The organism is Sphingobacterium sp. HJSM2_6 (assembly GCF_049316305.1).
In the GTDB taxonomy this organism is placed as follows: domain Bacteria; phylum Bacteroidota; class Bacteroidia; order Sphingobacteriales; family Sphingobacteriaceae; genus Sphingobacterium.
Window position 1 is genome coordinate 132337 of sequence record NZ_JBMOXB010000013.1, and the last position, 20655, is coordinate 152991.

Genomic DNA, 20655 nt, shown 5'->3' on the forward strand with positions numbered 1-20655 from the left:
ATGATTAAACAGTTAGTCATTGGTATGCTCTTGTTCTTGTGTTTGCATAACCTGCAAGCACAAGATTCATTAGGTTTTGCCCATCGTGCCACCGTGAAAGAACGGGCGGACCTTTCCAAAGCGATTCGTAATTCCTATTATTCGAATCCAGCTTTTCAACCCTTCCGTTTTCATCATTCCGCAACAACGCTTGAATTGCAGTATTTCTCTGATAAAAAAGAGCATTATAATCTTCAAGAAGGGTCTGGAGAAGATGGCTTTCGAATTCATACCAATTCTTACTTAAAACAGCCCTTTCCAAATGTGACTTTGTGGGGTTCTGCGCAATATGAAAACCTGAGGATTAAACGCGTACAATTTAATGAAACTTCGGATATCGATTTGTTATATCCTTACCTCACTTCCGATAGTGTGGGAGGAGATCTGCGGCAAGAAAACTATCAGTTTTCAGGGGGAATAGCTAAAGAACAAGGTAAATGGGTCTACGGTACGGAATTTTCATACCGTGCGGTACAATCATTTCGACGAATAGATCCCCGACAAAACAATGTCTCTTCTCATATCCATTGGAATTCCAGTGTAGGGTATCAACTTTGGAAAAATTATCAATTGGCAGGAACTATTGGATTGCAATATTATAAACAAGAGAATGCCGTACGTTTTAACCATGTATTAGGAAGACCTTCCGTCCAATTTTTAAATGGATTGGGTGCTTACAATGAATTGATGGCCGGTTTTTCAGGGGCATATCCTAAAGTTTATTATGATTACGTAGGGCTGGAGGGAAAGCTCTCTTTTTTACCAAAAAACGAGAAGGGCTTGTTTATGGAAACCTCCCTAAAACAAGGATTAGCAAGTCGCATTTTACCTAGATCACCCTTAGATGCGAATCAATGGACCGATCAACAGCTTGGCGCAAAATTGGGCTATACAAATCAATCGGGCGCTTGGAATTATGGAGTTCATGCAAGTCTAGATTTGCAAACCAAAATTGGAAAAGAATCTTTATTTGCCAATGATGGAGTTTCCAATGGCTATTCCAAAATATCAGAAAAATCAACGTATCGGTATTATAATTTTCGATATCGATTAGAATTACTGCTTGGTCAAGAACAATGGGCTATTAAACCTTATGCGATATACCAGCAATTTAAAGAACAATATGCTTCACCATTTCGTGAGCAAGCCGTCGATCGTTTAAGTTTGGGACTTCAATCTCAGTATTTTTACGAATTGAAAAACGGATTATTAGGATTTAACTTAACTTTGCAACAACAGCAGGTTTTGAATAACCGATCTACCTTTAACGGAGTTAAGGAAAATTCAGGAATAGATTACCTGTTAAAAACAAATTATCAATACCTCATCATGGCCCCGTTTACGATGGCAGGAGAGGTAAGATACGATTGGAAGATGAGCAGTCAATGGAAACCATTTATTGCTGGGCAGGTTTTATCCGCATCCAAAATACAGCAAGAAAGGTTTGCTGTTCGTTTAGGGATGTTATTTTAATAGAGTGAAATGAAGAAAGTAGTCATCATAGGAGTAGCCTTGCTCATCACGATTTTGAGCACTGCATTTTTAAGTGATAAAGGATTTGAAGATTTACGTACCTTATACAGTAAGCCGATTCAGGAATGGCCCAAGCCTACTATTGATTCAGGAGTAGTATGGGAAGAATTTAAAGCACTCCCAAAAACCGATACCAGTTACTTTGCTTTAATGGAGCAGCCGAAAGTTAAATTAGGTAAAATCTTGTTTTTTGACCCTATACTTTCAGGCTCTAATCAAATTTCATGCAGTTCCTGTCATAATCCCCAAACATCCTTTGCCGATCATTCTACTGTTCCTGTCGGACACGATCATTTGGTAGGCACTAGAAATACCCTATCATTATTGAATGTTTATGCCCGAAAAACCATGTTTTGGGATGGCCGTGCGCATACCTTAGAAGAGCAAGCCATCAGTCCTATTGAAGCGCACAATGAAATGGCGATGGATTTGACCAAACTAATCCCAAAGTTGAAAGCAATAGCTGGTTATCGAGACTTATTTGCGGAAGCTTTTCCAGATGAAGATTTTTCGATGCCTCAGGTTATGCAGGCATTGGCGGCCTTTCAGCGAACCATTACGAGCAGACGCTCCAGATTTGATGAGTTTATAGATGGGAAATATACTGCCTTAACAAATGATGAAATTGCAGGTTTACATTTATTTCGTACCAAAGCCAGATGTATGAATTGTCACCACGGTGAATTTTTAACCGATGAAAGTTTTCATAATATTGGATTAACCTATTATAAAAGAAAATACGAAGATTTGGGCCGATTTGTATTTACGAAGGATCCTAAGGATGTAGGCAAATTTAGAACAGCCTCCCTACGCGATGTGATGAATACGAATCCATGGATGCATAATGGACTTTTTGATAACATGATCGGTATTCTGAATTTATACAATAGCGGGATGACGATGAATAATCCCAAAAATGCCGCGCAGGAGGCAGATCCCATGTATCCACGGATAGATCCACTAATGAAAAAGCTTGACCTATCGGCCGAGGAGATTCGGCAAGTAGCCGCATTTTTGGAAGCGGTAACTGCCACCAAATACCGAATGCCTAGGCCAGAACAATTACCTCGTTAAGTATTGTAACTATATTGTAAGACTCTGGATTTTATTCCTTAGTTGGATATTTCTTTTCGAGAGATTTGCCTACCTTTGGAGGTTATGCAAAAAAATGCAAATCCTACTCCCAAATCCCATATACAGATTAAAGGAGCCCGAGTAAACAACCTCAAGAATATTGATGTTGATATTCCAAAAAACAAGCTTGTGGTTGTTACTGGAATGTCAGGTTCAGGAAAATCCTCTTTAGCTTTTGATACGCTATATGCCGAAGGACAACGTCGCTATGTAGAGAGTCTATCCTCGTACGCCCGTCAATTTATGGGTCGGATGAATAAGCCTGATGTAGATTATATCAAGGGTATAGCTCCGGCTATCGCCATTGAACAAAAGGTTATCTCCAGCAACCCACGGTCTACCGTAGGAACCTCCACAGAAATCTATGATTACTTGAAATTATTATTTGCCAGAATTGGGAAAACCTATTCCCCAATTACTGGTGAAGAAGTCACTAAGGATTCTGTCAGTTCGATTGTAGATCGCTTGTTGGCATTTCCTGACGAGACCACCATTACCATATACAGTCCTTTAATTCCTTCGAACAATAGAAAATTGAAGGAAGAACTTTCCCTATTGCTTCAGAAAGGTTTTATTCGGATAAAATACCAAGATAAAATCCAAAAGATTGAAACAGTATTAGAAGACCGCAGTATTGAAAATGAAAGTCTTCAACTGGGGGATATTTTTATTGTCATCGATCGGATCGTGTTAGATCGGGAGGAAGATACTGTAAATCGATTGGCAGATTCGGCACAAACCGCTTATTTTGAAGGTAAGGGCGTTTGTACGGTTGAAGCTAATGAGGAGCGATTTGATTTCTCCGATCAGTTTGAATTGGATGGAATTGTATTTGAAGAACCTACGCCAAACTTTTTTTCTTTTAATAATCCCTATGGTGCTTGTAAACGCTGTGAAGGATATGGCCGAGTTATTGGCATTGACCCGGACTTAGTCATTCCCGATAAAAGTCGCTCGGTATTTGATGGAGCTATAGCGCCATGGCGTGGTGAAAAAATGGGTCTTTGGTTGGATAAATTAGTTCGAACAGCACTAAAATTTGATTTTCCTATTCACCGTGCATACAGCGATTTAACGCCTGCGCAGCAGGAACTTTTATGGACAGGAAATCAACATTTTAATGGGATCAATGATTTTTTCACCGAATTAGAAGAACAAACTTATAAAATACAATACCGCGTGATGTTATCCCGTTACCGTGGTAAAACAGATTGTCCAGATTGTAAAGGTACTCGATTGCGTAAAGATGCTACTTATGTTAAAGTCAGTGGCCTATCGATAACCGACTTGGTGTTGAAACCTTTGGATCAATGCCTTTCCCTCTTTCAGCAATTGGAACTAAGTAGCAATGAAGCCCTAGTCGCCAAGCGTCTCTTAGCCGAAATCATCAATAGGTTACAATTTCTATGCGATGTTGGTTTGAGTTATTTGACTTTAAATAGGCTCAGTAATTCCCTATCGGGGGGAGAGTCTCAACGGATTAATTTAGCAACATCCTTAGGAAGTTCCTTAGTAGGGTCCATTTATGTGCTGGATGAACCCAGTATTGGTTTACATCCTCGCGACACGCAGAAATTAATAGGTGTTCTAAAATCACTTCGTGATGCAGGAAACACGGTCATTGTAGTAGAGCATGAGCAGGAGATGATGGAAGCGGCAGACTTCTTGATCGATATTGGTCCTGAAGCGGGTATTTATGGGGGTGAACTGGTTTTTGCAGGAACTTTTTCTGAAATTTTAAAAGATAAAAAAAGCCTTACTGGTCAATACTTAGGTCAGGATTTAACCATTGAGATTCCTAACAAAAGAAGGACTTGGAATGAATGTATCCGTATTCTTGGGGCACGAGAAAATAATTTAAAAGGGATCAATGTTGAATTTCCATTGCATGTTTTTACTGTTGTTTCGGGAGTTTCAGGGTCTGGAAAAACTTCTTTAGTGAAGCGCATTTTATATCCCGCCTTGCAAAAAGCGGTCGGCAGTTATACTGGAGAACAAACGGGTCTATTTGATGGAATAGAAGGAGCGATTGATCAGATAGAGCAAATTGAAATGGTCGATCAAAATCCCATTGGTCGGTCCACACGTTCCAATCCAGTGACTTATGTGAAAGCATGGGATGAAATTCGGAGTCTGTATTCTTCCCTACCTGCCGCTAAAGCAAATGGGTTGAAACCATCTGCCTTTTCGTTCAATGTAGAAGGTGGACGTTGCGAGATGTGTCAAGGAGAAGGTGTGGTTAAAATTGAAATGCAATTCATGGCAGATATTGTACTGCCCTGTGAAGCTTGTGAAGGGAAAAGATTTAAACAGCATGTGCTTGATGTGCAATTTCAAGAGAAGTCTGTGGCAGATATATTGGATTTAAGTGTGGATGAGGCGATTAGCTTCTTTATGCAACAGCCTAAAATTCTAAACAAACTCATTCCTTTACAAGAAGTTGGATTGGGTTATGTCAAATTAGGCCAATCGTCCAGTACCTTATCTGGTGGTGAAGCACAACGTATCAAATTAGCTTCTTTTTTAATCAAAGGAAATAATCAGAAAAAAACCCTGTTTATTTTTGATGAGCCTACCACCGGATTGCATTTTCACGACATCAGTAAGTTGTTGAAAGCTTTTAATGCCTTGATAGATTTAGGTAATACGGTTTTAGTGATTGAACATAACTTAGATATGATTAAATCTGCCGACTGGGTAATTGATATTGGTGCTGAAGGGGGCGATAAAGGTGGAGAACTGCTGTTTGCAGGAACGCCTGAAGATTTAGTAAATTGCAAGAAATCTTATACGGGTGATTATTTAAAACGTCACCTCATCATATAAAACCATATCCCATGAAAAAGAACGTAATCTTATTATGGCTGTTTATAAGCGGAGTCAGCTTGGCCTCAGCCCAAGTGGAACGACCTAAATTAGTAGTTGGTCTTATGGTCGATCAAATGCGTTGGGATTATTTATATCGTTTTGCGGATCGATATGGGAACGATGGTTTCAAACGATTATTGAATGAGGGGTTTTCTTGTGAAAACACGTTGATTGATTATGTACCGACTTTCACTGCGATTGGACATAGTTCAGTTTATACGGGCAGTGTGCCTGCTATCCATGGCATTGCTGGCAATGATTGGATCGAACAACAATCTGGAAATGCGATGTATTGTACCCAAGACGATTCTGTAGTAGGGGTAGGAGCACCAGGTTCGGAGGGAAAGCAATCGCCACGGAATTTACTCGCTTCCACAGTGACAGATCAACTTAAATTAGCTACTAATTTTAAGTCCAAAGTCATTGGTATCGCCATTAAAGATCGTGGGGGTATTTTACCTGCAGGTCATTTTGCCGATGCGGCCTACTGGTTTGACTCCAAAACGGGTAACTGGATCACCAGTACTTACTACATGGAAAATCTTCCGCAATGGGTGAGTGGGTTTAATGATCAGAAATTGGCTGAGAAATATTTAAAACAAGACTGGAATACCTTATATCCTATCGAAACCTACGCCAGTAATAGCATTGAAGATGATAATGTGTACGAAGGGAAATGGGCAGGGGAAGCTTCTACTGGATTTCCTCGCAGAACATCGGAATTGATGAAGGATGCAGGATTGGAGATGATAAAAACAACACCTCAAGGGAACACCTTTACCTTGGACTTTGCCAAGGAAGCCATTGCCAAAGAACAGTTAGGCAATAATCCTGCAAAAGCAACTGATTTTTTATGTGTTAGTTTATCGGCTACTGATTATGTTGGGCATCGCTATTCCTTATCTTCTGTCGAAATTGAGGATATCTATCTTCGATTGGACCAAGAACTAGCGGCATTTTTTAAATACTTAGATAAAACAGTTGGAAAAGGGAATTATACCTTTTTCTTAACAGCAGATCATGCTGCTTCATATAATTCTCGGTATTTTATGGATATGCGTGGCAATGGGGGCTATTTTTTTTCTAGGCAATTGCAAAGAAATTTAAATGAGCAGCTGGAGGCTGAGTTTGGGGTTTCTAACTTGGTGAAGAGCTTGATGAATTACCAGGTGCATTTAAATTATAAAGATATCGAAAGTCATAAATTGGAGGAGGATAAAATCAAGAAATCCATTGTTAAAATGCTAAGGCATGAAGACGGAGTAGCTTTCGTAGTCGATATGGAATCTGGCGAAAATATGATGATTCCTGCCCAATTACGCGAAAAAATAGTAAATGGATACAATCGAAAACGTAGCGGAGCGATCCAAATCATTACGGAGCCACAATGGTACGATGGTTCTCCTCGTTCTACTGGTACCACGCATGGTACTTGGACTCCTTACGATTCTCACATCCCATTGGTATTTATGGGCTGGGGCATAAAAAAAGGAACCAGTAATCGGCTGGTTCATATCACCGATATTGCCCCAACCTTATCCTCATTATTGCACGTTATGGAACCAAATGGATCCATAGGGCAACCTATTGTCGAGGTATTACAGAATTAGTCTTTTATTTTTTATACTTTTGAGGAAGTAGCTTAACTAAAGCTTATCTATGCTGTCTAAGAAAACAAAATATGCAATAAAGGCCTTAATGGTACTAGGTCGTAATTACGGTAAGGATCCTATGCAAATTGGAAAAATTGCAGAGGAAGAACGTATTCCTAAAAAATTTCTAGAACAAATATTGTTAGAAATGCGAAATGCCGGTATTTTGTATTCCAAGAAAGGTGCTGGAGGTGGATATAGTTTAAATAAGGCACCGGAAGATATTTACTTATCTCAAGTGATGCGTTTAATAGACGGTCCAATAGCCTTACTTCCTTGTGTAAGTTTAAATTTCTATCGTTCCTGTGAAGAGTGTGTAGAAGAACATGCATGTGGCATCCGCGATACGTTTGTAGAAGTAAGAAATGCCATGCTGCAAATTCTTAATGATACCAGTATCTCGCATTTAATAAATAAGGAAAAGGAATTAAACTTAGATATTCCCAATTCTTAGATTTCGTATAGTTCCAGAGGTAATCCATCTGGATCCTGAAAAAAAGTAAATTTCTTACCTGTCGTTGGGTCTATTCGTATCGGTTCTACCGCTATCGCTAGTCTTTCTAAGGCTAATTTTTCCTTTTCTACATTTTTAACTTGAAAAGCAAGGTGACGTAAGCCCTTAGCTTCAGGAAAAGAAGGGCGTTCTGCTGGATTTGGGAATGAAAACAATTCGATTATATAAGCTCCCTGACAAGCGAGATCACATTTGTACGATTCACGTTCTGCTCGATAAATTTCTCGGATCACTTCTAAACCTAATACCTCGGTATAGAAAGCTTTAGAGCGTGGGTAGTCGCTACAAATAATTGCGATATGATGAACTTTTTCTAATTGTACCATTATAATACCTCCAGCAATCGTTCAAAAGCCATTCCTCGAGATGCTTTTAATAAAATGAGGTAATCTTTTAGAGGTTGATCCAGTAAATATTCTTTCACATCTGCTGTGTTTTCAAAGAAAAGTGCTTCGTCATCCTTTAATGCATAAAAGGCCTTTCCTACAAATAGCAATTGTGCTAAGCCTAGACTTTTGGCTTTTATTACCAACTTTTCATGTTCTATTGCCGATTGATCCCCCATTTCGAACATATCGCCTAATATGATGGCTTTGTTCGGTGCTTGAATGACTGCAATGTTTTCTAATGCGGCATGCATGCTGCTGGCATTGGCATTGTAATAATCGGCAATAATGGTGTTATGCGCTGTTTTTGTAATCTGAGATCGATTATTTTTTGGTTGATAGCTGGATATTCCTTGATTTATTTCTGCCTCTGTTAATCCAAAATGTAAACCCACCGCAACTGCGGCTAATATATTCTCCAAATTATAAGCTCCGGTTAATTGGGTTTGTACCTCTTGTTTTTCCGAGAGTCCTGCTTTTTTCCAATAGATCTTGATAAATGGATCAGCGACAATCAATCCGCCTTGTACATCATGATGCTCCGAAAATCCATAATAAGTAATATCGGTCAGTGCACGATCTTTACTCATGGATTGGAGAAATTCATTGTCGCCTTGTAGAAATACTTTTCCCTGATGATTTTGTAAATAATCGTACAGTTCTCCTTTCGTCTTCATGACGCCTTCAAATGAGCCAAATCCTTCTAAATGTGCTTTCCCTACATTGGTTATTAATCCATGGGTAGGATGTGCTATATGGCATAGAAATTCTATTTCCTGTTGATGATTGGCTCCCATTTCTACAATGGCCAATTCGATATCGCTGGTTAAGGACAACAAGGTCAAAGGGACTCCAATATGATTATTCAGGTTTCCTTTGGTCGCAAAGCATTTATATTTTTGAGAAAGAACACTATACAGTAATTCTTTAGTCGTGGTCTTACCATTGGTACCCGTTACTCCAATGATGGGTATGTGTAATTGCTGTCTATGATATTCTGCTAACTGTTGTAAGGTTTCCAATACATCGGGCACTAGAATATAAGCAGCTTGATCTTGATGGTATGCCTTATTATCAATAACGACATAAGCGGCACCTAAGGATAATGCATTTTCTGCAAAGCTATTTCCATCGAAGGTTTCGCCATGTAAGGCAAAAAAGATGCAATCTTTGCTGATTTGTCTGGTATCGGTACATACCGTTGGATGAGCTAGGTAAATTTGATAAAGTTTTGCAATATCCATTGATCTTGAATTTTTAACAAAGGTAAGCATGTATTCAAGGATTTGGAATAGGGGAATGAAATTAGATGAAGAGTTTTCAATTTCTGTTTGATCAGGAAATTTTATGCGGTTTCTTTGTGATTAATGTGAAAGATTCACCACATCTCCTTCGGATCTTGATCGGACCTCCTGCGGACTTTTGCCCTGTAAAAGCAAACAAGATCCGAAGGAGATCCTAATAAGGATCGATGATTTGCCTATTTAAACAGAATAGAGGGTTTACTCATCTTTTGATTTTATGCAACTATTGGCAGGGCATATCCACAAATTAATGTTGACAAAGGTAATTTCATTTTAAAGCTTTAAATTTAGAAGCTAAGCGTATTTGGGAAAAGAAGAAGAGGGCTTGTTTTTTTAGTATGCGTTTCATGAAGTGTTAAACCAGTTTAAATAGCCTACTATGAATATATTACGTGTATTTTGTTTGTTTATTTTTTTCGTTTTTCAGCAGAATTACAGCCTAGGCCAAGAAGCTGAAATTGTGGTGTTGGTTCGGGCGGATGACATGGGTTCTACTCGTTCCGCAAACTATGCATGTTTGGAATCTTTTGAAAAAGGAATCGTTAAGTCTATAGAAATTATGGTTCCTGGACCTTGGTTTGAAGAAGCTGTAAATTTGGTGAAGGATCGGAAAGAGATTGATATGGGCGTGCATCTCACCCTAACAAGTGAATGGACTAACCTCAAATGGAGGCCACTAACCCATTGCCCAAGTTTGGTTGATTCCGATGGGTATTTTCTTCAAAACACCCATTTACTGAGTAAAAGTAATTGGAAGATGGAGGAAATGGAAAAGGAATTGAGGGCGCAAATTGAATTGGCGATAAAGAAGATTCCGCATATATCACATTTATCTGAGCATATGGGCTGTCTAAGTTTTTCCAAGGAGGCTAAAGATTTGTTAAGCAAACTAGCCAATGAATATGGTTTAATCGTGAAAGATTCGGAATTAAAACCATTTCCTCAATGGTCAGGCGTGAAGGTAACAGCAGCTGAAAAACAGGCCAATCTCTTGAGCGCTTTTCAACAGCTTAAACCTGGAACTTATTTGTTAATCGAGCACCCAGCCTATGATGATTTTGAAGCAGCGGGAATGGGGCATGTAGGCTATGAACAAGTTGCGAAAGATCGAATTGCGGTATTAAAAGCGTTTACAGATAAACCTGTTATGGAGCTTATAAGCAAACGAAAAATCAAGCTTATTTCTTATAAAGACTTATAGATGCGGTCTGTATGTATAAAAAAAGGTTTTTGATAGCGAACCATCAAAAACCTTTTTTATATGCTGTATACGATAAACTTAAAGTGATAAAATTTCAACAATTCTAGTCAAATTGGTATTGATTTTATCGATATGTTTAATGGCTTTGCTAAATGGTGTAAATTGTACATTTCCACAGATAAGGCCCACCATTTCTCCACGACGACCTTCTATTAATCCTTCCACAGCCGCAACACCTAAACGACTTGCCAAAACACGGTCCATACATGTTGGAGAACCACCGCGTTGGATATGACCTAAGATGGAAACACGAACATCATAAGCCGGGAAATTAGATTTAATTTTATCTGCAACAACTAAACCACCTTCTTTATCCCCTTCTGCTACGATAATAATGCGGGAAGATTTGTTTTTTCTGGATTTATCTAGGCGTTTCATAATGGCGTCGTAATCCACCTCCAATTCAGGAATCAATACAGCCTCAGCACCGGTACTAATACCTGAACGTAAAGCAATAAGACCAGAGTCCCTACCCATAACTTCCACAACAAATAAACGGTCATGAGATTCTGCCGTGTCTCTAATCTTGTCTACGGCATCAACTACTGTATTTATTGCGGTATCGTAGCCGATGGTAAAATCGGTTCCGTTCAAATCATTATCAATAGTACCCGGTAAACCTACTATTGGAATGTCAAATTCTTCGATGAATTTAGAAGCTCCGGTAAATGTACCGTCACCACCAATGACCACAAGGGCATCTATATTATGTTGTTTTAAATTTTCATATGCTTTTTGACGACCTTCAATAGTTCTGAATTCATCACTTCTTGCCGTTTTAAGGATAGTACCACCGCGTTGAATGATATTTGCTACTGATTTAGCATCCATTGCTAAGATATCGCCTTGAACTAAACCATCATACCCTCTGCGAATGCCGAACATATTCATGCCATGGTAAATACCAGTTCTGATCACAGCACGGATACCAGCATTCATACCTGGAGAGTCACCACCAGAAGTTAAAACTGCAATGTTTTTAATGTTACTCATAATTCAAATATACCGATTTAGTTGTTGTTAATTGATAAAAAAACCTTAGAAAATCTATTTAGCATGATATGCATCTAAGGCTTGTTGTAAATAAGCTTTATAACTCGTGATATCGTAATTTGCGCCAGAGGTCGGAACCAGTAGTTCTTCATTGGCATCTAAAATAGCGTATAATGGTTGACTGTTGCTGTTGAATTTCAAAATCTGATGTTCTGAATTCTTTTTACTGACTGTTTTGACTGTTTTACCATTGATTTCAGATTTATACTGTTCTGATTCTGGCAATAGTAATACACTATCATCCACATACAATTCTACTAGGACGAACTCTTCATTAATCATTTTTTTAATCCCTGGATCAGACCATACTCCAGCTTCCATTTTGCGGCAATTTACACAGTTCCAGCCTGTAAAGTCAACAAGCAATGGCTTTCCTTGTTCTTTAGCTGCTGCTAATGCTTCATCATAATCGTAATAAGGATCCATACCTTTTAAAGTCGCTCGTGCATGAAAATGTTGATAGTATTTTCTGGAAGAAGCATCAGCATTGATAGGAGCATGATTAGTACTTCCACTGGAAATATCAAAATCTTGTGTACCTATAGGAGGTAAAAACGCGGCAATGGATTTTAAAGGAGCTCCCCACATTCCCGGAATCATATACATGACAAAAGAGAAAACCAAGATGCTCATGATGGTACGTGGTACGGAAAGGAATTTCAAGTCGCTATCATGTGCAAATTTTATTTTTCCAATTAAATATAATCCCATCATACCAAATATGATAATCCATAAGGCTAAGAAAACTTCACGATCCAAAAATTGCCAGTTGTAAGCTAAGTCTACATTCGATAAAAATTTAAGAGCTAAAGCTAATTCTAAAAATCCTAAAACGACTTTCACACTATTCAACCAGCCACCCGATTTAGGCATAGATTTTAAAAGGGAAGGGAACATAGCGAAGAGAACGAATGGAATGGCTAATGCCAAAGAAAATCCTAACATTCCGATAGCCGGGCCTAATCGGTCTCCTTTGGTTGCGGCATCTACTAATAATGTCCCTATAATTGGGCCTGTACAGGAGAACGACACAACCGCTAAACTGGCAGACATAAAGAATAGCCCTACAAAACCGCCTTTGTCTGATTTAGCATCAATTTTATTGACAAATGAACTCGGTAAAGTGATTTCAAAAGCCCCTAAAAAGGACGCAGCAAAAAAGACCAAAAGCAAGAAAAACAGGAAGTTGAATATACCGTTGGTCGATAAGACATTTAAGGCATCTGCACCAAATACAATGGTAATTAACATCCCTAATGCCACGTAAATAACAATAATGAATAAGCCATAGAGAAAGGCTTGCTTTACCGCTTGTAAATTGCTTCCGGATTTTTTGGTAAAGAAACTTACTGTGAGTGGTACCATTGGGAAAATACAAGGCATCAAAAAGGCTAAGAAACCTCCAATTAATCCCTTAATAAATATTCCCCAAAGGGAATTATCTTCTTCAGTTGAAGTTACTTTTGGATTGTTGTTTGCAGCTGGGCTAGCAGTCGTATCAACACGGCTTGTGTCCTGACCATCAGAAAATTCTACATCACTAAAATCTGTGATTAGACTGTCATCGGAAAGACTATCTTCTTGTCCTGAACTAAATTCAATCCCCTCGATATTGATTAAACTATCTTGAGCTAAAGCTGATATGGATAAGGTAGATAAGCAAATAAATACGAGCGTGAAAAAATATACAATCCTGGATTTATGCATAATGATTGATTTTAAGCGTCAAAAATAGGAAAAAATATTTCGGCAATGCTTATTTTATGCAGAATGCGTTTAAGTTGTTGCAAAACTTTGACATCAAAAAGATTAGCTTAAATTAATGAGTCAAACAAGATTTATTTTTAAATATCAGGAAAGTTTAAATAACATTTTTAATTTTAACATAAATTAGTTTCTCAATGAAGCTGCGATTGTCTTATTTTCCAATTATTTACGCTAATATTTATTTTTATGAAAATTAAAATTTTTTTGTTATTAATAACTATCGGTTCTATTTTTTTATTTTTCTCTTGCACCAAAGAAAAGGATCCTGAGCTCAATCTAGACAAATTAAATTCCCTGAAATTAAAGTACGATTTGCAAGAGACAATTTACAAGAAAGAATATGTCAGATTTCTTAATGTTATAGATGCTGAGAATTACTTGAATGATATTAATAAAAAACAAAACCACAAAGATTTTATCTCAAGCAAAATTCCAAAGGAAGATTTTATACGTCAAAAAATGGTTCAAATAAATTTGATTTAAAAAGTGATAATGAAGATGGGATCTATATCCTAAGAGGAGATGACGATTGGGCTGAAGAAGAAGATCCTTGGAGCTCCCAAATTAAAGCAGGTTTATTTAGCTCATTTAGGTTAGATTTTAATACAACAGGAGAAGGAATCAATAGAAATTTGATAAAGAAAGTATTAATTTATCGGCAGTAGGATTGACTTTAGGATGGAATTGGAATACAAATCTAATATCCGAGCAATCGAACACATCTACATTTGCTTCTTACATTATTCAAGGTACGATTGATATCGGACTAGGAGTATTGTCAGCTAATCTTGAATATCATAGGAAAATAAAAATAAAAATTGAAATTGACTTTATAAGAAATCAAGTGTTATGGACAGAACTTTAAATAAAAAATTAAGAATAATTATCATAATTGGGTTAATAATTTTTTTTATAGTATTCATGTTATTTGCCGTTGATAATATATTGTTGACTAATGTGTTTAACAATAAAACGTCGGAATTAATTCAGAATTCAAAATAAATAGATTAATACAGTTTTCAGTTTACAAAAACTAATCATCTAACTCCATATGAATATCTCAAAGGGTATTTTTTAGGCAATATAGTTGGTTGTATTTTTGCTTAGCAATTAATTATGTCAATGGGTATATTGACGAATAATATGATTTTGAAAATTCAATTATTTTCAGGTATTGAAACCTTTTCTGAAATCCTTCAAAAGAACGAAGTGTTGTAATCGTTGAAATGCTTAAAAAAAAATAGGCCTCGATTGGAGGCCTAATCATATTTTTATACGATTCGTTATTTTATAGTCACCGCGAATTCATATTCATCTGGTGGTAAACAACGCTCTTTATCACAAGCCATAAAAGTTGCTACACCTTTAATTGTGGTTGGTTTATTGTTTGCTAATTTCACTTTTTGTTGAAAAACTACCTCGCCATTGTAATAAGGAACTTCCATTTTAAATACATCTTCATATTTAGTTTTTGCTTCTTTAGCAATTGGTTTCCCAGTTAATTTTGCGCCATTAACAGGAGTGAATTCAAAGGATGTAGAAATTGGACCACCTGCAGGAACAGTTAATCCGTAAATGTGCCAGCCTTGTTCGATAGTTGCTTTCACTAAAACTACGGCTTCAGTTTTGCTAATTTTTTTGGTCGCAACAGACCACTGAACGGGATTGAATACTTGAGCAAATGCACCAGCTACGGTGAATAAGACAAAAGCGATTAATAAATTAAGTTTTTTCATAAACAACTGTTTTTTCTATTGACTAGAATTGATATTTAAAGTTTAATTCAAAGTTAATACTAATAAATTTAATATACTTACTGTAATCAATTTATTGCAAAAGGAACGAGACTTCCTTGAAATAATAGGCTCTTTCTTGTCCGTCTTCATTTAATAGGAGACGTCCATCGGACTCCACACGGATTATTTTAGCAAGGAACTCTATATTATTAGACGAGTAAGGAGCGGAAATGTCCCGAAGAAATAATAAATTGTTATATTCCTGTAAAAGGTTTTCGGCCGATAGCTCCAATTTTTTGAATGCAATAATGCGTTTTTGAATACATAAAAGGACATCATGGCATGATTCCTCCAGATTGGCAATAGGAATCCCTGTCTCCTTAAAAAGTGAACTCGCCTTATTTATTAGCTCATTTGGAAAATCGACTTGGTTGGCATTAATCCCGATGCCAATAATAGATTGGACTATTCCTTTGGAATTGACTTTATTTTCAATTAAGATCCCTGCGATTTTTTTATTAGCAAGCATAATGTCATTAGGCCATTTGATTTGAGCCTCGATATGGATGCTTTTCAGCCAATCGATAATACCCAAACTAACGAAGATGTTGAGGTAAAATTGCTGCTGAGGCGGTAGGTATTTCGGATATATAAGAAGACTGACAGTGATGTTTTGGTCGGCAGGAGTATGCCAAACATTGTCTCGTTGTCCTCTTCCACGGGTTTGGTGCTTTGCCATAATGGCAGTCCATTCGGGAAGTGGCTTGAAATTTGAGACTTGTGACTTTAAATAATCATTAGTAGAGTCTACTTCGTCCAAAACAATTAAATTTAGACCTAGTGAATCTCCTAAAAATGTGTTATTTTGCAAAAGATAATATTTTTAAATAGTTTATTTGTCAAAAGTATAATAAATCTTAATGAGTAAAAATAAAAAAAGTTCGTTATCTGAAATGTTGGCTGAAGTGGTTATCCACGGGATGCAAGAAAAAAAAGGTAACGAAATAGTGCGGATGGATATGCGTGAAGTGAATAGTACTTTATCTGATTTTTTTGTTATCTGCCATGCTGATTCCACTGTTCAAGTTAATGCTATTGCTAAAAGTGTAGAAGATGAGGTGTATAAAACATTAGGTCAAGATCCTTGGCACAAAGAGGGACAAGGAAATGGAGAATGGATTTTACTAGACTTTATTGACGTCGTTGTTCATGTGTTTAAGACCGAAAAACGTAGTCATTTCAGATTGGAAGATCTATGGGGAGATGCCCAGGTAAGTAGTTATCAGAGCGCATAATTGATTAAAAACGTAGTTTAAGATTATAAATGAAGAAAATTCCGAGTAAGAAAATAACACCAATGCCACCTAAGTTTAATACAATATGGCTATGGATTGCCATTCTAGTAGGGTTATTTGGTATTCAATATTTATTTAGTGGAGAGGCCACTAAGAAAATTACCTATCAGGATTTCGAAACCAAGATGTTGATTCCTGGAGACGTAGAGAAGTTAGTTGGTTATAAAACGAATGAATTGGTTGAGGTCGAAGTTTACATAAAAGCAGATCGATTAGACCAAGAGAAATATAAAGAGTTAATTGGAGGAAATAAGCCATTCAATTTTGGGAATGCTAAAAACCCTCAATTTACCTTTACAGAAGCTTCGGATGTTTTATTATCGGCTAAATTAAAAGCTTCTCAGGATAGTCTTGCGGCAAATATTCCGCGTTTGGAAGTGAGCTATGAAGATCGTTCCAACCCATGGGCTGGATGGTTTATTTCCTTTATGTTGCCTTTGCTAATTATCGTTGGTATCTGGATTTTTCTAATGAGAAGAATGAATGGTGGTGCTGGCGGCGGTGGCGGTGCCATATTTAATATTGGTAAGTCAAAAGCTCAATTGTTTGATAAGGAATCTCAAATCAATATTACTTTTAATGATGTGGCTGGGCTTGAAGAAGCTAAACAGGAGGTCATGGAAATTGTTGATTTCTTAAAGAACCCTAAAAAATATACCGACTTAGGTGGTAAGATTCCAAAAGGAGCCTTATTGGTAGGTCCTCCAGGAACTGGTAAAACCTTGTTGGCTAAGGCTGTAGCTGGTGAAGCTCAAGTTCCGTTTTTCTCTTTGTCAGGTTCTGATTTTGTGGAAATGTTTGTTGGAGTAGGTGCTTCACGTGTTCGTGACTTATTTAAACAAGCGAAAGAAAAAGCGCCATGTATTATTTTCATCGATGAGATTGATGCTATAGGTCGTGCTCGTGGTAAAAATTCCATCATGGGTGGTAACGATGAGCGTGAAAACACATTGAACCAATTATTGGTTGAGATGGATGGTTTTGGTACCAATGTTGGGGTTATTATCCTAGCTGCTACCAACCGTTTGGATGTGTTGGATTCTGCTTTATTGAGACCAGGTCGTTTTGATAGACAAATTTCGATCGATAAACCTGATTTAATAGGACGTGAGCAGATCTTTAACGTGCATTTAAAACCGTTGAAATTAGCAGAAGAAGTGGATGCGAAGAAACTTTCTGCACAAACACCTGGATTTGCTGGTGCAGAAATTGCCAACGTTTGTAACGAAGCAGCATTGATAGCCGCTCGTAAAAACAAAAATGCAATTGAAATGCAAGATTTCCAAGATGCGATCGATCGTGTGATTGGCGGTTTGGAAAAAAGAAATAAAATTATCTCTCCTGAAGAGAAGAAAATTGTTGCTTATCATGAGGCTGGGCATGCGATTGCAGGCTGGTTTTTGGAACATGCCGATCCATTAGTGAAGGTTTCTATAGTTCCACGTGGTGTGGCGGCATTGGGTTATGCACAATACCTGCCTAAAGAACAATTTTTATACACGACTGAACAATTGATTGACAGTATGTGTATGACCATGGGAGGACGTGTGGCAGAAGATATTACTTTTGGTCGTATCAGTACTGGTGCACAAAATGACTTAGAACGAATCACTAAATTAGCTTATGCGATGACTGCTGTTTATGGGATGAACCATAAGGTAGGTAATGTATCATTCCGCGATAGTTCTGGAGAGAGTCAATTTCAAAAGCCTTATTCTGATCAAACAGCAGAGTTGATCGATGATGAGGTGCGCATATTAATTTCAGAGGTGTATGAACGGACCAAGAATTTATTGTTTGAAAAACAAGATGGTCTGGTAAAGATTGCTGAGAAATTGTTAGAAAAGGAAATTTTATTCCAAGCGGATTTGGAAGAAATTTTAGGAAAACGTCCATTTGCCAATAAAACGACTTATGATGAGTTTGTGAATGGTGGAGCAGATGGCGGCGGTGTTCCTCAAACGGATTTACCAATACCTGCAACAGATCATGATGATGTAAAACCATCAGAAGAGGAAACAAAATCAAATCAAGAATAATTAGATTAATAAGTTAAACAAGCCTCCAAAAGGCTTGTTTAACTTTTATAGCATGAACATAAGAAATACGACTGCCAAAGAGAAAATGCTGAAGAAAATTCGGCAAGCTTTACTTCAAAAAAAGGAAAACCCACATCCTGCCTTTGAAGAAAACCAGTTGTATAAGGATGAAGAAGATCCACTTGATGTGACCTTTGCTAGGGAATTCACCGATGCTTCAGGGAAATTTATTTATTGTGATGGAGAAATCAATTTGATTGAAAATTTAATCATACTAATAGAAAAATTAAATATCAGCAAATTGTATGTGTGGGAAAAAGAGGTTCAGTCTTTACTCAAGCAATATGGTTTTCCGTTCCGGAGCACCTCGCATCATTTTGAAGAAGCTGAGGCTTCAATAACGGCTTGCGAGGCCTTAATAGCTCGAAATGGAAGTATTCTTATCAGCAATGCAAAGGATGGCAGTAGGCAGCTTAGCGTTTACCCTCCGGTGCATATAGTGATAGCTCGTGCCTCACAGCTGGTGATGGACGTAAGACATGGCTTGGCAATAATACAAGACAAATATTCAAGTCATCAGTTCCCCAGTCTAATTAGTACAATTACAGGCCCAAGCCGAACTGCTGATATAGAAAAAAGGTTAGTATTAGGAGCCCATGGACCAAAAGAATTATATTTATTTTTACTAGAAGATCGATTTTAAATGCTGCTTGATTATTTAATAAACCTACCAGTTGCCAGTTTAATTTTTGCCCTAACTATTGGCTTAAGTATTTATGTGTTTTCCAATCCCGAATGGTATGGTAAATTAATGTTGCATCCTTACAGCATTTACCGGGATAAATCGAAATCTTATTTAATATTAACTAGCGGTTTGATCCATAAGGACTGGTCTCATCTCTTGTTTAATATGATTACCTTTTACTTCTTTGGCTTTGGCTTAGAGGCTATTTTTGTTAGTATCAGTGGGTCACTAGGGCATTTGTTATTTGCGCTTTTATATATTGTAGGATTAATTTTAAGTGATATTCCTACAATTATTCGTCAGAAAGATCAATATGGTTACCATAGTTTAGGAGCATCTGGAGCCATTTCTGCTGTATTATTTAGTTATATTTTATTTAATCCGACGACTAAGATATATATCTTTTTTGCGTTACCATTGCCTGCTTTTGTATTTGCGGGTCTTTATATAGGTTATTGTGTATGGGCTTCCAAAAATGCCCGTGATGGTATTAATCATGATGCACATTTATTTGGCGCATTGACGGGATTGATACTTACTATATTAATCTTTCCAGATGTTATTCAGCATTTTATAAGTCAGTTTTAGGAGCTAGCTTTTTTATTTTTCTAGTTCAATGCTGTTGTTGCATTATTAATTGTACTCTTCCTGTAGGTTATGCTCATTCTATTCGCTAAGTATGAAAGCGTAGCCAATTATTATTTTCATTTGTTAATTGTAAATGGATGTGTCCTTTTTGGTCTGAAGGGATATTGTTGAAAATTCTTTAACAACGAATGTTTTTTCTTAGAAGTGGAGTTTATCTCATGTTCCGCTGATTGGAATTTCTGAAAATAGGGCAAATCCTGATTTTAGGACACTTAGTAGGTTACAATTAGTTCAATAGAATCTAAATAAAAGTTTCCAATATATAGCTGTGGATTGAAAGTAATTTACGGATACAATGTATACTCTAAATCATAAAGCGATTCCTAAAAGAGATTTGCAAAAGATTAAGGCTGTCATTTGGATATTTTATACGAATATAGCGTTGAAAAATAATAAGTATGTAGTTCTGCGTCAAAAAGGATCTGATAGCAACCTATCTGAAAGCTTATTTACTCTATATAAATAAAACATAGATTTTATAAATAAAGAAACGAATGTATTTGGAGAAAATCTGGCAGCAAGCAGACAAGCATTAATATTCAATCTTGTTTTAAGTCAATGTTATAGGGATTACCCAGTCCAGTTTTCACGGTCTAAACTTCTGAATTGAATTGCTTCGGC

The 20655-nt window shown here is 37.1% G+C and carries 17 protein-coding genes; 11 read left to right on the forward strand and 6 right to left on the reverse strand.

Annotated features, from left to right (window positions below; translation table 11 throughout):
• The 5 genes from ACFRAE_RS12575 (at position 1) to ACFRAE_RS12595 (ending at position 7680) form a co-directional block, all read left to right on the forward strand.
• The gene (locus ACFRAE_RS12575; protein WP_422797513.1) at positions 1-1512 is read left to right on the forward strand and encodes a DUF6850 family outer membrane beta-barrel protein; all 1512 of its coding nucleotides are present in this window, start codon (positions 1-3) and stop codon (positions 1510-1512) included.
• Between the two features lie 9 nt (positions 1513-1521).
• Positions 1522-2646, forward strand: a complete 1125-nt coding sequence (locus tag ACFRAE_RS12580) for a cytochrome-c peroxidase (protein WP_422797514.1) — start codon at positions 1522-1524, stop codon at positions 2644-2646.
• A gap of 84 nt (positions 2647-2730) precedes the next feature.
• A complete protein-coding gene (uvrA, locus tag ACFRAE_RS12585) occupies positions 2731-5532 on the forward strand; it encodes an excinuclease ABC subunit UvrA (protein WP_422797515.1) in 2802 nt (933 codons plus the stop codon).
• A gap of 11 nt (positions 5533-5543) precedes the next feature.
• Positions 5544-7184 (forward strand): alkaline phosphatase PafA, encoded by a 1641-nt coding sequence (gene pafA, locus ACFRAE_RS12590; protein ID WP_422797516.1) that lies wholly within the window; start codon positions 5544-5546, stop codon positions 7182-7184.
• 49 nt (positions 7185-7233) lie between these two features.
• Positions 7234-7680 carry an RrF2 family transcriptional regulator gene (locus ACFRAE_RS12595; protein WP_422797517.1) on the forward strand — a complete coding sequence of 149 codons (447 nt, stop codon included), beginning with the start codon at positions 7234-7236 and terminating at the stop codon, positions 7678-7680.
• Here the strand turns inward: ACFRAE_RS12595 and ACFRAE_RS12600 are convergent.
• Together ACFRAE_RS12600 and ACFRAE_RS12605 are read right to left on the reverse strand one after the other, a co-directional pair.
• Positions 7677-8066, reverse strand: a complete 390-nt coding sequence (locus tag ACFRAE_RS12600) for a VOC family protein (protein ID WP_422797518.1) — start codon at positions 8064-8066, stop codon at positions 7677-7679. The two genes, ACFRAE_RS12595 and ACFRAE_RS12600, sit on opposite strands and share 4 nt — an antisense overlap.
• Positions 8066-9370, reverse strand: a complete 1305-nt coding sequence (locus tag ACFRAE_RS12605) for a UDP-N-acetylmuramoyl-tripeptide--D-alanyl-D-alanine ligase (protein WP_422797519.1) — start codon at positions 9368-9370, stop codon at positions 8066-8068. Before ACFRAE_RS12605 ends, ACFRAE_RS12600 begins: the two co-directional genes overlap by 1 nt.
• A 439-nt stretch (positions 9371-9809) precedes the next feature.
• On the opposite strand from ACFRAE_RS12605, the gene ACFRAE_RS12610 reads away from it, so the two are divergent.
• On the forward strand, positions 9810-10631 hold the full coding sequence (locus ACFRAE_RS12610) for a polysaccharide deacetylase family protein (protein ID WP_422797520.1): 822 nt from the start codon (positions 9810-9812) through the stop codon (positions 10629-10631).
• A gap of 78 nt (positions 10632-10709) precedes the next feature.
• Here the strand turns inward: ACFRAE_RS12610 and pfkA are convergent, their stop codons facing one another.
• Together pfkA and ACFRAE_RS12620 are read right to left on the reverse strand one after the other, a co-directional pair.
• Positions 10710-11684 (reverse strand): 6-phosphofructokinase, encoded by a 975-nt coding sequence (gene pfkA, locus ACFRAE_RS12615; RefSeq protein WP_422797521.1) that lies wholly within the window; start codon positions 11682-11684, stop codon positions 10710-10712.
• Positions 11685-11738: 54 nt separating this feature from the next.
• Entirely contained in the window at positions 11739-13451 is a 1713-nt protein-coding gene (locus ACFRAE_RS12620) for a protein-disulfide reductase DsbD family protein (protein ID WP_422797522.1), read from the reverse strand.
• 246 nt (positions 13452-13697) lie between these two features.
• On the opposite strand from ACFRAE_RS12620, the gene ACFRAE_RS12625 reads away from it, so the two are divergent.
• Positions 13698-13994 carry a hypothetical protein gene (locus tag ACFRAE_RS12625; RefSeq protein ID WP_422797523.1) on the forward strand — a complete coding sequence of 99 codons (297 nt, stop codon included), beginning with the start codon at positions 13698-13700 and terminating at the stop codon, positions 13992-13994.
• A gap of 800 nt (positions 13995-14794) precedes the next feature.
• On the opposite strand, the gene ACFRAE_RS12630 is transcribed toward ACFRAE_RS12625, so the two are convergent.
• Complete coding sequence (locus ACFRAE_RS12630; RefSeq protein ID WP_422797524.1) at positions 14795-15247, reverse strand: protein-disulfide reductase DsbD domain-containing protein; 453 nt, start codon at positions 15245-15247, stop codon at positions 14795-14797.
• Between the two features lie 91 nt (positions 15248-15338).
• Positions 15339-16118: a biotin--[acetyl-CoA-carboxylase] ligase gene (locus ACFRAE_RS12635; RefSeq protein WP_422797525.1), complete on the reverse strand. Its 780-nt coding sequence runs from the start codon at positions 16116-16118 to the stop codon at positions 15339-15341.
• Between the two features lie 49 nt (positions 16119-16167).
• On the opposite strand from ACFRAE_RS12635, the gene rsfS reads away from it, so the two are divergent.
• Genes rsfS through ACFRAE_RS12655 form a run of 4 tightly spaced genes read left to right on the forward strand, consistent with a single transcriptional unit; the run spans position 16168 to position 19974 of the window.
• On the forward strand, positions 16168-16542 hold the full coding sequence (gene rsfS / locus ACFRAE_RS12640; RefSeq protein ID WP_422797526.1) for a ribosome silencing factor: 375 nt from the start codon (positions 16168-16170) through the stop codon (positions 16540-16542).
• Between the two features lie 29 nt (positions 16543-16571).
• The gene (ftsH, locus tag ACFRAE_RS12645) at positions 16572-18641 is read left to right on the forward strand and encodes an ATP-dependent zinc metalloprotease FtsH (protein ID WP_422797527.1); all 2070 of its coding nucleotides are present in this window, start codon (positions 16572-16574) and stop codon (positions 18639-18641) included.
• A gap of 52 nt (positions 18642-18693) precedes the next feature.
• Positions 18694-19344: a LutC/YkgG family protein gene (locus ACFRAE_RS12650; protein WP_422797528.1), complete on the forward strand. Its 651-nt coding sequence runs from the start codon at positions 18694-18696 to the stop codon at positions 19342-19344.
• Positions 19345-19974, forward strand: a complete 630-nt coding sequence (locus ACFRAE_RS12655; RefSeq protein ID WP_422797529.1) for a rhomboid family intramembrane serine protease — start codon at positions 19345-19347, stop codon at positions 19972-19974.
• The last annotated feature ends 681 nt before the right edge of the window (positions 19975-20655 follow it).

Bases quoted from the DNA above. Each gene is read 5' to 3' on its own strand.
- ACFRAE_RS12575 (WP_422797513.1), top strand. From the start codon at position 1: ATGATTAAACAGTTAGTCATTGGTATGCTCTTGTTCTTGTGTTTGCAT.
- ACFRAE_RS12580 (WP_422797514.1), top strand. From the start codon at position 1,522: ATGAAGAAAGTAGTCATCATAGGAGTAGCCTTGCTCATCACGATTTTG.
- uvrA (WP_422797515.1), top strand. From the start codon at position 2,731: ATGCAAAAAAATGCAAATCCTACTCCCAAATCCCATATACAGATTAAA.
- pafA (WP_422797516.1), top strand. From the start codon at position 5,544: ATGAAAAAGAACGTAATCTTATTATGGCTGTTTATAAGCGGAGTCAGC.
- ACFRAE_RS12595 (WP_422797517.1), top strand. From the start codon at position 7,234: ATGCTGTCTAAGAAAACAAAATATGCAATAAAGGCCTTAATGGTACTA.
- ACFRAE_RS12600 (WP_422797518.1), bottom strand. From the start codon at position 8,066: ATGGTACAATTAGAAAAAGTTCATCATATCGCAATTATTTGTAGCGAC.
- ACFRAE_RS12605 (WP_422797519.1), bottom strand. From the start codon at position 9,370: ATGGATATTGCAAAACTTTATCAAATTTACCTAGCTCATCCAACGGTA.
- ACFRAE_RS12610 (WP_422797520.1), top strand. From the start codon at position 9,810: ATGAATATATTACGTGTATTTTGTTTGTTTATTTTTTTCGTTTTTCAG.
- pfkA (WP_422797521.1), bottom strand. From the start codon at position 11,684: ATGAGTAACATTAAAAACATTGCAGTTTTAACTTCTGGTGGTGACTCT.
- ACFRAE_RS12620 (WP_422797522.1), bottom strand. From the start codon at position 13,451: ATGCATAAATCCAGGATTGTATATTTTTTCACGCTCGTATTTATTTGC.
- ACFRAE_RS12625 (WP_422797523.1), top strand. From the start codon at position 13,698: ATGAAAATTAAAATTTTTTTGTTATTAATAACTATCGGTTCTATTTTT.
- ACFRAE_RS12630 (WP_422797524.1), bottom strand. From the start codon at position 15,247: ATGAAAAAACTTAATTTATTAATCGCTTTTGTCTTATTCACCGTAGCT.
- rsfS (WP_422797526.1), top strand. From the start codon at position 16,168: ATGAGTAAAAATAAAAAAAGTTCGTTATCTGAAATGTTGGCTGAAGTG.
- ftsH (WP_422797527.1), top strand. From the start codon at position 16,572: ATGAAGAAAATTCCGAGTAAGAAAATAACACCAATGCCACCTAAGTTT.
- ACFRAE_RS12650 (WP_422797528.1), top strand. From the start codon at position 18,694: ATGAACATAAGAAATACGACTGCCAAAGAGAAAATGCTGAAGAAAATT.
- ACFRAE_RS12655 (WP_422797529.1), top strand. From the start codon at position 19,345: ATGCTGCTTGATTATTTAATAAACCTACCAGTTGCCAGTTTAATTTTT.